13 protein-coding genes and 1 pseudogene are annotated in these 13,709 nt (G+C 69.0%); 3 read left to right on the forward strand and 11 right to left on the reverse strand.

The annotated features are described in order from the left end of the window. On the forward strand, positions 1-169 hold a 169-nt coding region (locus tag OM076_RS46990), incomplete at its 5' end, for a universal stress protein (protein ID WP_372518109.1). A 3-nt stretch (positions 170-172) separates the two neighbouring features. Here the strand turns inward: OM076_RS46990 and OM076_RS31960 are convergent. The 6 genes from OM076_RS31960 to OM076_RS31985 all read right to left on the reverse strand — a co-directional run bounded on the left by OM076_RS31960 (position 173) and on the right by OM076_RS31985 (position 6,623). Beyond that, positions 173-541 (reverse strand): DUF2089 domain-containing protein, encoded by a 369-nt coding sequence (locus OM076_RS31960; protein ID WP_270044205.1) that lies wholly within the window; start codon positions 539-541, stop codon positions 173-175. Further along, positions 538-1,197 carry a hypothetical protein gene (locus OM076_RS31965; protein WP_270044206.1) on the reverse strand — a complete coding sequence of 220 codons (660 nt, stop codon included), beginning with the start codon at positions 1,195-1,197 and terminating at the stop codon, positions 538-540. The genes OM076_RS31960 and OM076_RS31965 overlap by 4 nt, the downstream gene beginning before the upstream one ends. Next, positions 1,194-2,210 (reverse strand): C45 family autoproteolytic acyltransferase/hydrolase, encoded by a 1,017-nt coding sequence (locus tag OM076_RS31970; protein WP_372518110.1) that lies wholly within the window; start codon positions 2,208-2,210, stop codon positions 1,194-1,196. The genes OM076_RS31965 and OM076_RS31970 overlap by 4 nt, the downstream gene beginning before the upstream one ends. 101 nt (positions 2,211-2,311) lie before the next feature. Beyond that, on the reverse strand, positions 2,312-3,799 hold the full coding sequence (locus tag OM076_RS31975) for a biotin carboxylase (RefSeq protein WP_270044208.1): 1,488 nt from the start codon (positions 3,797-3,799) through the stop codon (positions 2,312-2,314). Between the two features lie 2 nt (positions 3,800-3,801). Beyond that, positions 3,802-5,217 (reverse strand): amidase, encoded by a 1,416-nt coding sequence (locus OM076_RS31980; RefSeq protein ID WP_270044209.1) that lies wholly within the window; start codon positions 5,215-5,217, stop codon positions 3,802-3,804. Continuing rightward, complete coding sequence (locus OM076_RS31985) at positions 5,217-6,623, reverse strand: amino acid permease (RefSeq protein ID WP_270044210.1); 1,407 nt, start codon at positions 6,621-6,623, stop codon at positions 5,217-5,219. Before OM076_RS31985 ends, OM076_RS31980 begins: the two co-directional genes overlap by 1 nt. A gap of 279 nt (positions 6,624-6,902) precedes the next feature. On the opposite strand from OM076_RS31985, the gene OM076_RS31990 reads away from it, so the two are divergent. Continuing rightward, positions 6,903-7,295, forward strand: a complete 393-nt coding sequence (locus tag OM076_RS31990; RefSeq protein WP_270044211.1) for a hypothetical protein — start codon at positions 6,903-6,905, stop codon at positions 7,293-7,295. 53 nt (positions 7,296-7,348) lie between these two features. On the opposite strand, the gene OM076_RS31995 is transcribed toward OM076_RS31990, so the two are convergent. Then, positions 7,349-7,906, reverse strand: coding sequence for a hypothetical protein (locus OM076_RS31995; RefSeq protein WP_270044212.1), 558 nt, complete (start codon positions 7,904-7,906; stop codon positions 7,349-7,351). A 205-nt stretch (positions 7,907-8,111) separates the two neighbouring features. On the opposite strand from OM076_RS31995, the gene OM076_RS32000 reads away from it, so the two are divergent. Further along, positions 8,112-8,708, forward strand: a complete 597-nt coding sequence (locus tag OM076_RS32000; protein WP_270044213.1) for an ANTAR domain-containing response regulator — start codon at positions 8,112-8,114, stop codon at positions 8,706-8,708. Between the two features lie 492 nt (positions 8,709-9,200). Here OM076_RS32000 and OM076_RS32005 read toward each other — a convergent pair whose 3' ends face one another. The 4 genes and pseudogenes from OM076_RS32005 to OM076_RS32020 all read right to left on the reverse strand — a co-directional run bounded on the left by OM076_RS32005 (position 9,201) and on the right by OM076_RS32020 (position 13,365). After that, positions 9,201-9,662 carry a flavodoxin domain-containing protein gene (locus OM076_RS32005; protein WP_270044214.1) on the reverse strand — a complete coding sequence of 154 codons (462 nt, stop codon included), beginning with the start codon at positions 9,660-9,662 and terminating at the stop codon, positions 9,201-9,203. Positions 9,663-9,726: 64 nt separating this feature from the next. Continuing rightward, a complete protein-coding gene (locus OM076_RS32010; RefSeq protein WP_270044215.1) occupies positions 9,727-12,108 on the reverse strand; it encodes a phosphoketolase family protein in 2,382 nt (793 codons plus the stop codon). A 132-nt stretch (positions 12,109-12,240) separates the two neighbouring features. After that, positions 12,241-12,833: pseudogene (locus OM076_RS46995) on the reverse strand (VIT1/CCC1 transporter family protein). Between the two features lie 25 nt (positions 12,834-12,858). Further along, positions 12,859-13,365 carry a cation:proton antiporter domain-containing protein gene (locus OM076_RS32020; protein WP_270044217.1) on the reverse strand — a complete coding sequence of 169 codons (507 nt, stop codon included), beginning with the start codon at positions 13,363-13,365 and terminating at the stop codon, positions 12,859-12,861. Between the last annotated feature and the right edge of the window lie 344 nt (positions 13,366-13,709).

A 13,709-nucleotide genomic window follows, 5' to 3' on the forward strand; every position in this document is an offset into this window, starting at 1 on the left:
CTGCGGCTCCCGCGGCTACGGCCCACTCCGCAGCGTGCTGCTCGGCGGCGTCTCGCGCCGGCTCGTTGACGCCTCACAGTGCCCCGTTCTCTTGCTCCCGCGCGAGGCCGGCCGCCCACTCCAGGACCTGTTCAGCGACGCCCCGAACGCGACGCGCGTCGCCGTCTAGCTCTCAGTCGGCTTCGCCGATCGCGGCCATTGCCGCGTCGACGTCGATCTCCCCGCGCGCGAGCGCCTCGAGCGTTTCGAGGCGCCGGCGCTCCTGTGAGCGCAGTCCGAGCCGGTCGATCATCGCGTCGATGCGGGCTCGGGCCGTCGGGTAACTGACGCCGAGCCGGCGCTCGACCTCCTTGAGGTTGCCGCGCGACAGCAGAAAGAGCTCCAGGAGGGCGCGGTCGGCGGCGTCCTGAGCACAGAACGGGCACGTCGTGAACGAGCCGGTGACCTCAGTACCGCACGCGGTGCACGAGAGCCGGGTGACGAGAAGCTCCGAACGACACGCCGGGCAGTCGGCCGGAGGGCGGCGATGCTCGTGGCTCATGTCGTCCTGACGACGACATCGGAGAACGCGGCCTCGATGTCGATGGCCCGGCTCCCCGATCCGAGCACCGCGTGCGTCTCTGAGCCGAGGGCGTCGACGCGCGAATGTCGGCCGGTCACCGCGACCGTCGCGTCGGCGCCCGCGTCGAGCACGAGTTCGATCGATGCGCTCTCGCTGCGGAGCCGCCAGTCCCCGTCGCGCGGTGACCCGGAGATCCCCGCGGAGCCCGCCGTCACCCGGAGGTCCAGAGCTCCCGATACGCCTTCGATCCCGGCGCTGCCGGCCTGCACGACCGCGCGCAGCGCTCCATTCATGCCGCGGACCGTGAGCAGCGCCCCGGTCACTTCGACGTCCACGTCGAGTTCCGGGTTCACGCGCACCGCGAGCCGGTCGCCGCCGTGCCACGTGCCGAAGCGAGAGCCCTCGGACGTCGCGTCGCTGACGACGAGCACGTCGCCCTGGCGCTTGACGTGGTGCGTTCCGTCCGCCACGACGAGGTCGGCGACTGCCGGATCGGCCTCCACTTCGATCGCGTGGTAGGCCGACCGTATGCGCACCCCCCGCGGGCGACCACCGGGAACGTCGAGCAGACGAACGGCATCGATCGGCTCCAGGCGGCCGGCCGCGACGTCCTCGAAGATCTGGCGGCGGCTCATGCCAGCGTCACCGCGGTCTCGAGTTCGACGTCGAACGCACCTTCGTGGAAGACCTCGAGCGAGTGTCGCCAGGTTGCACCCGGCCAGTGGTACGCCACCTCGCCGCTTTCGGGTCGATAGACGGCCGTGTACAGCGTTCCGAACCCACCTTCGTAATCGGCGCTGCGCAGCGGCGGCTGCAGCATGCCGGCGAGCACGGCCTCGGCGTCGCGGTCCAGCAGCCCATCGAGGTGGTCGAAGCGCTCGACCGTGCGCGTCCAGCGCGCGTACTCGGGCCAGTCCACGACGCCTTGGTGGTTCGTGGCCACCCGGTGCTCGGTCACGCGCGTCGCCTCGCCGGGAGCGAGCCAGACCGTCGCGTGGTCGCCGTGGCGGTCGAGGAGCGTGACGTTGTACGCCGCCTGCACCGGGATGCGTTTCAGCGCCGCGACGCCGTCGGCGACAGTCGCGCACGTCTCCAGCACGTAGCGCACAACGATCGGGATGCTGAACCCGCGACCTGCACACCGGCGCCCGCCGAACGTGAACGACATCGCCAGCCCGTGATCGTTGACGCCGTCGAGCAGGCCCCACAACTGGTCGGCCATGCCGACCACGCGCGTATTGGCGAGCTGCGTGTGCAGCACGACGGCATCGAACAGGTGCGGGTCGTAGTCGTAGTTGCGCACCAGCGCCGCGCCCCCTTCGAGCGCAGCCTGCGAGCAGCCGCTCAGCAGCGGTGGCGGGTCGTACAGCGTCAGCATCCGCGCGCCGAGCTCGTCGGCGCCGACCGCGGCGACCAGAGCAGACCACGCCGGCACGAGCTCCGGCATGTGACGCTCAAGGGCCGCTCGCGCCTCCGCCAGTGAGGGGCGGGCTGCACCGTCTTGCAGGTACCAGCGCCGATACGCGGGCCAACGCTGATCAAACAGGCGTCGCAGCCCGTCTTCGCGGACTGCGTGGAAGGCGACGTCACTCGAGCGTGGGCCCGGGTCGGCGGATCGTTCGGCGCCCCGGATCTCAGCCAGGACCAGCTCGCGCACTGCGATATCGGCGATGTACCGCGTGGCGGCGTCCTCAGCGCACTTCTGCCAATCCATTTCTGCCAAAGTAGCAACCGAGGCTTGTCATATTGCTACCCCGGCTGCTTGAGGGCGACCAGGGGCACCCGCGCGGCAGGCTCGTCCGGGGCCACCGGTGTGCCGGCGAACTGCGCCTTGAGCGCGTCGATCCACTCGTGGCACCGCTCGGTCAGCTCGCCGTCGTCGTTCTGCATGCGCCCGCGCGCGACGAGGATGCCGAGGTCGGCGCCCTTGTAGCGGTACTCCCCGCGGGTAGCGATGCTCAGATAGAACGCCTCACCCTCGTCGATCAGGCTGTGCCAGTCGTTGGCCCAGCGCCCGAACGAGATCCTCCCCCGCTCGTCGAGCCGCCACACTCCCGTCTTCGGCGCGGCGGTCAGGAGCTCGATCTCGGGGTGGGTCTCCTTGATGATGATCTGACTCCAGACGTCGTCACCGGCACTCTGCGCCCAGCGGCGGTTGATGTCAGCCACGTCGATCTCGTACGGAATGTCCATGTACTCGAGCAGGTGGAACAGGAACAGCGGCATGTCCGCATAGGCGCCGGCGGTCACGTTCGTCATCGAGCTGATGCCGCTGAGGCGCGGGTTGAGCTCGCCCAGATACAGCTCACCCGAGTCCTTGTCGACGAGGAAGTCAACCTCGAAGAACCCCCGGTAGCCCTCTTGCGAGAGCCGGTTGCCGAGCTTCTCGGTGAGGTCGCGGGCTCGCGCGCGATGCACCTTCGGCAGCGCGTCGTGATAGATGTCGTTCCCGCACCATCCGCCCTGGTACGGCGTCAGTTCGGGACAGCCGATCATGCTGGTCATGAACGGCCCGACGACGGTGCCGCAGCGGGTCAAGCACGCTTCCAGGCACACCTCGAAGTTGTTGATGCGCTTCATGATCTTCAGCTCGCCGCCGACGAGCTTCTCCGCATGGCGGTCCCAGTCACGCTGGCCGCGGATGAAGAACGTCGTCTTCCCCGAGTCGCCGTACGCCGTCTGGACGACGAGATCGTCACCCAGCGATGCCGCGCCCGCGAGCGTCTGCAGCTCCTGGTAGGTCGATGCCCACGCCATCGTGTTGGGCACGCTCGGCAGGCCGGCCTCCTCGGCGAGCCGGGTCGTCACCAGCTTTGAGTCCAGCCGGGAGCGCAGCTCGGCCGGGGGATGGATGACCTCTAGGCCGGCCTTGGCCGCCAGCGCCTCGGTCTCACCGTCGAACATGACGAACGCGGCTTTCCCGCCAGGCCCTCGCGCTGCCATCCACGCGAGGATCTCGGGGTCGCGCAGGAGGTGGTTGCAGACGTCCTCGATCGACGTGAACTCGCGGTGCGTGCGATCGGTGGGCACGACGACGCGCGGATGGCCGCCCTCGAATGAGTCAAAGAAGGTGACGTAGAAGAAATTGCGGACCCACCGGTCGATCCCCAGCAAATTGAACGCCGTTGGAGAGATGAAGTAGATCGGCGTCTCGTTGGTGCGGAAGAACTGCCGGATCTCGGCGATGCCGCGCAGCGTCGGGTCGGCGGGGGCGTGGACGACAGGGCTCTTGGACATGGTCACTTCTCCAGGGTTTCGAGTTCGGTTGGACGGGCGCTGAAGTCGACGAGTCGCTCGATGGCCTCTGCCGCCGCAAGCACGGCGCCGTCGCTCCCGCGTGGACCGAGTACCTGCACCGAGACGGGCAGGCCGTCGTCGCCGAACCCGACGGGCACCGCGCAGGCCGGCAAGCCGGCCAGATTGGCGTCATAGAGAAACCCGCACCAGTCCAGCCATGGGGCTTCGATCGGGACCCCGCCGACCCGCCGCGGGTGCGCCGACCCGTGCGCGAAGGCCTCGAGGCCGAGGGTAGGTGTCAGCAAGACGGACGCGCCCGATCGGTCGAAGAGATCGACGTAGGCGCGATGGATCGGTTCCCTCGCCATCTGCGCGCTCACGTACTGCTCGCGCGTCACACGGCCGCCGTGCGCCATGAACTCGGCGGCTGCCTCGCCGAGCAGGGCATGGTGATGCTCGAACGAGGAGGCTTCGGAATGTCTGGCCTCGGCCGTCGCGATCGTGGACCACGTCATGACGGACGACCCCAGACCGGTCGTGTCGTCGACGATCTGTGCGCCGGCGTCCTCGAGCAGCGCGACGACGGACCGGAAGGCTGCTCGCACGTCGTCGTCGAGCGGCGCGAACCCCAGATCCTCTGATGCCACGACTCGCAGTCCGTGCGGGTCGGCGACGGGGGTGTCGAGAGCGTCGACGTCGAGGCTGTGCCGGTCGCGAGGATGCCATCCGGCGAGCGCTCGGAGCATGAGCCGTGCGTCGGCCACCGAGCGCGCCATCGGGCCATAGGCGACCAGCGTCTTCCAGCCCACCGCGCACGGCTCGCGAGGGACGAGTCCGAACGTCGGCTTGAACCCGACGAGCCCGCAGAAGGCCGCCGGGATGCGAATCGAGCCGCCCCCGTCGCCGCCGAGCGCGAGCGGGCCGAGGCCGGCCGCGACTGCGGCGCCCGCTCCGCCGGAAGACCCGCCGGGCGTGCGGCCGAGGTCCCACGGGTTGCTCGTGCGTCCGTTCACCGGCGAGTCGGTAATCCCGAAGTAACAGAACTCCGGCGTCGTTGTCTTGGCGAAAATGACCGCTCCGGCCGCTTCGAGCCGCTCGACCGCGGCCGAGCTCTCAGCCGGGATGAAGGCCTCGAGAGCGCGCGACCCGGACGCCGCGCTCACGCCGGCCAGGTAGTGCGAGTCCTTGATCGTGACCGGCACGCCGCACAGTGGCCCGCCGCCCCCAAGCGTCAGGTCCGCATCCGCCGCCGAGGCGGCGCTCCTGGCTCGCTCGTCCAATCGCACGGCGAACGGGTTGATAGGCCCAGCGAGACGGTCGGCGCGGCCCAACACCGCCTCGAGCACCTCGACCGCCGAGACCTCTCCAACCGCCAGCGCGGAACGCAGCTCGACGGCCGAGCGCAAGCAGGGGTCCATCAGGTCGCCAGGGCGGGTACGCCGCGCCGCCGCCGGAGCATGTACGCCCCGCTCACGACCGCCAGTGAGATGAGGCTCAGCACCAGCTGCGAGCGGCTGCCCTCGATGAACCACATCGACCCGACAACCACCACGATGGCGACCATCGCGAGGTAGGTGAGCCCGGGAAACAACCACATCCGCACGCGGATCAGCTCCGGGCTCTCGCGTTCGAGTTGCCGGCGCATCCGGAGCTGCGCAGCGCAGATCAGGAAATAGACGAACAGCACGATCGCCCCGGACGAGTTCAGGAGGAACAGGAACACCGTGTCCGGCGAGATGTAGGCCAGCGCGATCCCCACGTAGGCCACGCCCGTGCACGAAAGGATCGCTTTGACCGGCACGCCACGCGCATTGACCGCGAGCAGCGAGTGCGGCGCGTCACCGTTGCGGCTGAGCGAGAGCAGCACGCGCGACGCGGTGTAGATCCCGGAGTTCAGACACGACAGCACGGCCGTCAGGACGACCGCGTTCATGATGTCGGCGGCGCCCGGAATGCCCATCACGTCGAACGCGGCGACGTAGGGCGAGTCGCCGAGCTTCGCGTCGTTCCACGGCAGGATCGTGACCAGCAGGACGATCGAGCCGACGAAGAAGAGCAGGATGCGTGAGACCACGGCGTTGGTCGCCTTGGCGATCGCCTTCTCCGGGTTCTTTGCCTCCGCGGCGGCGATCGTCACGATCTCCGCCCCGACCATCGAGAAGATCACCACCACGATCCCGCTGAAGATCGCGACCGCCCCTTTAGGGATGAAGCCGTCGTGCGCGGTCAGGTTGCTGAAGCTCGGGCCCTTGTCGGGCCACAGACCCAGGACGTAGGCCGCGCCGATGACCAGGAAGACGATGATCGTGACGACCTTGATCGAGGCGAACCAGAACTCGAACTCCCCGTAGGCGCGGACCGACCACATGTTGGTCGCGGTCATCAGGATCGTCAGGACGAGCGCCATCAGCCACAACGGCCCGTCGATCCAGCGCTGCAGGATGCTCGCTCCCGCCACCGCCTCGAAGCCGACGACGATCACCCAGAAGTACCAATACAGCCACCCGCTCGTGAAGCCCGCCCCTTCACCCAGTGAGCGGCGGATCAGTTCAGTGAACGAGCCCAGCGTCGGATGGGCTGCGGCCATCTCGCCGAGCATCCGCATCACCAGCACCACCAGGACGCCGGCGAGGACGTAGGAGAGGATCGCGGCCGGCCCGGTGACGCTGATCACCGCGCCCGACCCGACGAACAGCCCGGCGCCGATCACCCCGCCGAGAGCGATCATCGTCAGATGTCGCTGCTGGAGTCCGGCCTGCAGATGCGCGGCTTCGGGTTCCGGCGGCTCCGGACTACTCACACGCTGCGGTGCGGTGACGGACATTCGGGCTCCTGGCGCTTGCGTTGTACGCCGACCGTCGTCCGGTCATGCGCAACGCCGGCCAAGGGTTGGAGCCGGAACCATCGCCCCGCCGAGAGATGAAAGCGGGGCACCTTCGAGACTACCACCGCGCACCGCCTAGCAAGGTGCAGTCACGGGTAGAATCGAGTGCACAGGGCCCGTTCACCGCTCCTACGAATCGCCTCAGCGACGGAACAGCCAAACCCCTACGGAGCGTAGGGACGCCGCGATTGGCGACCCACGCTCGGGAAGGTCGCTGACATGCCGACCGAGCACTCCACCGAGCCGACCGGCTCCCCGGTCCCCGGCGTGATCCCCGAACCGGTTCGCGTCGTGCGCGATGCCGCAGTCGAAGATCAACGCGCCGCCTCCAGGGACCCCCGTGGCGAGCGAGAAGCCAGACGACAAGCCCGGGAGGACCGCCGGAACCCGAGCTCCGAGAGCCCCGGCGTGATGATCCCGAATCGCCGTAAGCGGCTGCCGCTGGAGGCGCCGCTGATGCGAGTCGTCGCCACGGCGGGCATCGTCGGCATCGCGGTGGTCATCGCCGCCATCATGGACTCGCAGGACTCTCAGGGATGGCTGATCGGCCTGGTGGCATCGATCGTGTCGCTGGTCTTGGCCGCCGTGCTCTGGTCCTCGCGACGGGTGTAATGCCCCGGCGGGTCAGGCCGGGGCGGGAGGCTGATGGAACCAGCGAGGCGCCGCTACGCGACGGGGACAGCGGCGGCGGTTGCTGAGCGCTCACGTTTGCGGGCACCCGCTGGGATAAGCGCCGCCAGGGTGAGGACGGCGAAGCCGATGCCACTGAGCAGCAGGGCGAAGCCCATGACGATCGCGAAGGTGGCCACGCGTTCGGCGAAGAAGGCGGTGTTGAGCGCGGTCGTCAGCGCGATCTCGGTGACCCAGATCTGACGCGCCTGGTTGGCGACCGGCTTCTTGGTCTGCGGGTCGACGGCCGCCAGGGCCTTGTCGTCGGTGGGGTTGCCCTTGGCGTCGAGGTACTGGCCCATCTGCGAGTAGGTCTTGCCGGCGGTGGCCTCGAGCGTGTGGTGGCGCATGATGGCCGCGAAGGCCTGCGCCTCGCTGCCCGTGTCGACCAGCTGCCCGGGGATCGTCGAGTCATCGGTACCGACGATCTGCTCGGCGGCCAGATCCGTGCGCACCTGGCTGCGCCCGTCGAACCCGGTGAAGATGGCGCCGATGCCGAAGGCGATGAGGACGATGCTGGCGGCGATGCCGCCGTACTGGAGGGGCTTGCGCATCCGATCTCGCCTTGAACCGCGTTGCCTGGTAGAGCTGGTCTTCATCTCACCGGCAAACGACAGCCCGCGCGTCCGCAATCCGGCGCTGACTCGTTGCGGGAAAGCCGCAGCGGCCGCCGCGCTGGTCAGGCGAGGGCGGGGACTGGCCCTCACGTCCCTATCGGCGCGCTCCTCGTGCGCTTAAGCTTGTGTTGGTGGGCCTCCCATGACCTATCACGACACCGATCACCTGCGGGTCCTGATCGCCAACGAGCGCAAGGATCGCCTTGCGCTCGTCGCGCCGATCGTGGCTGCCCTGGGGCATGAAGTGATCGCACGCGAGATCGATGTCGCGGACGTAGGTGCGGTAACCGCGCGAGAACGGCCCGACGTCGCGCTCGTCGGCCTCGGTGAGAGCTCACAGCACGCCTTGGACCTGATCGACAAGATCGTGCACGAGGCTGCCTGCCCGGTCGTCGTCCTTCTGCACGCGCGCGATCCGGCGTTCATCAAAGAGGCGTCCAAGCGTGGCGTCTTCGCCCACATCAGCGACGCGGACGTCGAGGACTGGCAGAGCTCGATCGACATCGTGCTGCGCCGCTTTGCCGAGTACCACGCCCTCGAAGGCGCATTCGGGCGGCGCGCGCTGATCGAACGCGCCAAGGGCATCCTCATGGAGCGCCATGGGATCGGCGAGGCGGAAGCCTTCGAACTGCTGCGCGAGCACTCCCGGATCTCCAACCGCAAGCTGATCGACCTGGCTACGGCCATCGTCGACGGGCACCGGCTGCTACCCAAACGGTCGGTCGGCGTGCCGCAGTGACAAGGTCGCCCGCGTAGAACGCCGGCGACGGCGGCGGACAACTACCGACGGCCGCCGCGGACCTGGCTGACAGGGTTGCGGGCCGTACTCGCCTAGGAGACTGCATGAAGTGCTGGAACCTGAACCACCTGGACTTGAAGCCACATGCGCCACGGATCCTTTCCTCGACGAAGGACGGCCGCGCGATCGCGCTGGTGTCCCGGCGGGTGAGAGCCTCCAAGACCACCAGGTGCATGAGCGAGCGTTGGTCTCGGTCGTCAGTGGCGAGTGCGCGATAACGACCGCGACCGGAGAACTCGTTGGCGGCGTCCCGGGCATGACCGCGGAGTTCGAGCCGGGCGAGCGTCACGCCGTGCGGGCCTTGTCGGAGACACGTCTGCTCCTCCTCTTGACGCCGTGGCCCGGCGTTGGACATCCGGGGCCCATGTCCCTCGAAGCCAAAGAACGCGCTGTAGCCCAGGCCATCGAGCACGTCGCCGTGACCGGTCGTGCTCAGACCGCACCGGCCGGCAGTGCCACGCAGGCACGCGCGAACTCGTCGACCGCCGCCCAGTCGGTGAAGTCGTAGTCCCGACTCGCATCGGTCGGGTGGTCTTGGTGCTTCATCAGCAGTCGCATGAGCAGGCGTGTCGCGAAGTCGTACTCGCGATATTGCAAGGCTCCGGCGAAGGTTGCCCGCAGGCGGGGCGTCCAGCCCGTTCGCGCTTCGAAGTCCGCGAGGTAGCCGCTGGTGGCCTCACGCGACTCCTCGGTGTCGTCCGCAGCGGTGAGGCACACCGAGAAAAACGCGGAGGGCATCGCGTTCAGGACACTCGCCTGGCGCGCACACCACTCGACGAGCTGCTTCTGATGGTGACCGACGTGGATCGAGGCACCGACGACGACCGCGTCGTAGTCCCCTAGCTCGAGTCCGCCCGCCGAGGCGACGTCGCGGAGATCTCCGTCTCCGAGCACTCCGAGACGCGAGTCGCGATCTTGGCCGTGTGCCCGTGGGTGCTGGCATAGAGGACGAGGGCGCTCATGCCGGCCATGTCCACTCGCGGATGTCCGCCGGGTCGTCGCCGCACTCGCGGGTGTATGCGCGGTGGCGCAGGCGCTCGTCGACCATCGCCTGCCGCAGGCCGGCGCAGCGCGTACCGAGCGTCGGGACTCGGTCGATGACATCGATGACCAGGTGGAAGCGGTCGAGGTCGTTGAGCATCAGGATGTCGAAGGGCGTCGTCGTGGTGCCCTCCTCCTTGTAGCCGCGGACGTGGAGGTTGGGGTGGTTGTGGCGGCGGTAGGTGAGCCGGTGGATCAGCCACGGGTAGCCGTGGTAGGCGAAGATCACGGGGCGGTCGGTCGTGAACAACGCGTCGAACTGGCTGTCCGAGAGCCCGTGCGGATGCTCGCTTTCGGGCTGCAGACGCATCAGGTCGACGACGTTGATCACGCGCACTCGCAGCTCCGGGAGGTGCTGGCGCAGGAGCGCCGCGGCGGCGACGGTCTCGAGCGTCGGGATGTCCCCCGCGCAGGCCAGGACGACGTCGGGCTCGAGCCCGTCATCGTTGCTCGCCCACTCCCAGATTCCAAGACCCCGGGTGCAGTGGGCGATGGCTTCGTCGATCGTGAGGTAGTCGAGTGCCGGCTGCTTGCCGGCGACGATCACGTTGACGTAGTCGCGCGAGCGCAGGCAGTGGTCGGCCACCGAGAGCAGGCAGTTGGCGTCCGGCGGGAGGTAGACGCGGACGATCTCGGCCTTCTTGTTGACGACGTGGTCGATGAAGCCAGGATCTTGGTGGGAGAAGCCGTTGTGGTCCTGGCGCCACACGTGCGACGTGAGCAGGTAGTTCAACGACGGGATCGGACGGCGCCACGGGATGTCACGCGTGACCTTCAACCATTTGGCGTGCTGGTTGAACATCGAGTCGATGATGTGGATGAACGCCTCGTAGCACGAGAACAGCCCGTGGCGACCGGTCAGCAGATAGCCCTCCAGCCAGCCTTGGCAGAGGTGCTCGCTGAGCACCTCCATCACGCGCCCACCCGGCGCCAGGTGGTCGTCGGTGGGCAGGATCTCGGCCTCCCAGGCGCGGTCGGTCGCCTCAAAGATCGCTCCGAGCCGGTTCGAGGCCGTCTCGTCGGGGCCGAAGAGGCGGAACGTCTCGGGATTGGCCCGCATGACATCGCGCAGGAAGCCGCCGAGCACGCGCGTCGCCTCGCTCGACGTCTCTGCCGGCGAAAGCACGTCGACGGCGTGAGCGCGGAAGTCCGGCAGCTCCAGCTCGCGTGTGAGGGCGCCGCCATTGGCATGCGGGTTGGCCCCCATCCGCCGATTCCCGCGCGGCGCCTGGGCGGCGAGCTCGGGCATCAGACCGCCCGCGGCGTCAAAGAGCTCCTCGGGGCGGTAGGAGCGCATCCACTCCTCAAGCTGCGCCAGGTGCTCAGGGTCGTGAGCGAGATTCGAGAGTGGCACCTGATGCGAGCGGAACGAGCCCTCGGCCGGGAGCCCGTCGACGACCTTGGGTCCGGTCCAGCCCTTCGGCGTGCGTAGGACGATCATCGGCCACGCCGGCCGCGTCGTCTCCCCCGCGCGTGCGCGCGATTGGATGCCGGCGATGTCGTCGGCGATCTCGTCCAGCGTGGCCGCCATCAGCTGGTGCATGACCTCGGGCTCTGAGCCCTCGACGAACCGCGGCGCATAGCCGTAGCCCTCCAGCAACGCTCGCAGCTCGCGCTCTCCGATCCGCGCCAAGACCGTCGGATTGGCGATCTTGTAGCCGTTGAGGTGCAGCACCGGCAACACCGCGCCGTCGCGAGCGGCATTGAGGAACTTGTTCGAATGCCAACTCGCGGCGAGCGGGCCGGTCTCGGCCTCCCCATCGCCGATGACGCAGCACACCAACAGGTCCGGATTATCGAACGCCGCGCCGTGCGCATGGACCATCGCGTAGCCAAGCTCGCCGCCTTCATGGATCGAACCCGGCGTCTCAGGCGCGACGTGGCTCGGGATCCCGCCCGGGAACGAGAACTGCCGGAAGAGCCGGCGCAGTCCTTCCTCGTCCTGGCCGACGTGCGGGTATACCTCGCTGTAGGTCCCCTCAAGGTACGTGTTCGCGACCAGGCCAGGTCCGCCGTGACCGGGACCGGTCACGTACAGCACGCTCAGGTCACGTTCGCGGATCAGCCGGTTCAGGTGCGCGTAGACGAAGTTCAGGCCGGGTGTCGTACCCCAGTGCCCGAGCAGCCGCGGCTTGACGTGCTCCAGCGTCAGTGGCTCGCGCAACAGCGGGTTGGCGAGCAGGTAGATCTGCCCGATCGAGAGGTAGTTCGCCGCGCGCCAGTAGCCGTCCAGCGAGGACAGTTCCTCGGCCGAGAGCGGCTGCTCGAGCTGGGCGGGTGGGGTGAGAAGGTCGGTCATGCGGCTCCTGTCGGGTGGCGGCGTCGACGCGCCCACGCCGGCCAAGGGTTGGAGCCGGGACTGCATTCGCTCGCCGTGGGTTGAGGCGGAGCGAGAACCAAGCGTACACCGCGATCATCTGAGGGCCGTGCGTCAGGCGACCGTGCCGATGAGCACGCCGATGCCCGCGGTGAACGCCATGGCGAAGGCGCCCCACACGACGATCCGAATCGAAGCGTGGCGCTTCGGAGCCCCACCGAGCCGCGGCCCGAGATCCCCGAGCCACCCAAGCGCGATCAACGTCACCGCCACCGTGCCGCCGATCCGCAACGGCTGCGGAAACGCGGCGACCGCCACCAGCGGCAAGGCCGCGCCGGCCGTGAATGACAGCGCCGCCGTCCACGCGGCCTGGAACGGACGAGCCAGTCGTCGCTCGTCCAGACCAAGCTCGTCGCGCGCATGCGCCGCGAGCGCCCCCTTGCGCGAGAGTGCGTCCGCCACCTCGCTCGCCAGCTCCGGGTTGTGAGCTGACCGAGACGTACTCGCCCGGCCATCGACAACGCCCCCGCGGCCAGGCCGGCGATCCCGGCGGTGCGGATCGCGGCACCCGACGCGCCGGACGCCGCCACGCCCAGCACGAGGCATGCCGTCGACACGATGCCGTCATTCGCTCCGAGCACCGCCGCGCGCAGCCAGTTGGAACGGTGGCTGAGGTGCACCGCCGGATGAGGCGTCGAAGGGCGCACGCTGAGTCGACCGTTCACCGTCCGATCAGCCCACCCCGAGCGGTGTCGGCGGGACACTCGCCGATGGCGTTGCCCGGCGACGGAGCAGGTCCGTTCCGAGAGCGCAGAAGCCGAGCGTCGTCAGGGCCGCAAGTGTCAACGCAGCGCCCAAGGCCGGAGTGATGACGTGTTCTTGAAGGCCGATCTGGACCACCGCCGCAGGCACGCCGTCGCGATCAGACAGCTCGCCGAACGAGGCGGCGATCGCGGCAACGCCCGCCGCCAGCGCGCGGCGTCCGAGGGCGCGGCGTAGCCGCCGATCGCGCAGCGGGATGTGCATCCCCACGGTCAGCATCAGCATCGCGAAGCCCGCCTCCGCCAGAAACGACACCGTCGCGTCGTCGGCGTGGATGACATCGAAGCCGCTGCGGCCGAGGATCACGCCGGCGAGGATCTCGCCGGCCACGACCGGCACGAACCCTCGCCGGCCGGCCGCGAGCAGCGGACCGGCCAGCCCGGCGGCCACGATCAGCGCGAGGTCGCCGAGGCTCACGGGGCGAGCCTACGCTGCGCGTGCCCGGACGTTGAAGCGCGGAGCCACTCCGCGAACCGCAAGATCAGGTGGTAGCCGCGGACGCGGCGGCGGCCGGAGGGCCACCACCGCGCCGGGCTCAGGGTCCGATCAGACGGGCGGCCACGGCCGCGACTCGCGAACTCGTCTCATCGGCCGGGACCTCGGTGCCGCTCCGATTGACGCTGGCCGAGCCTCTCGACGGCGACCGCGGGCTCGAGCTCGTCGCGGGTGGCGAGGACGCGCGCCGACGCCGCGTCGGAGGCGCGCGCAGCATCGAGATCGACCACCCCGCGAACTGGCTCGGGCCCGGCTGGGTCATGTTG

The organism is Solirubrobacter ginsenosidimutans, from assembly GCF_027587205.1.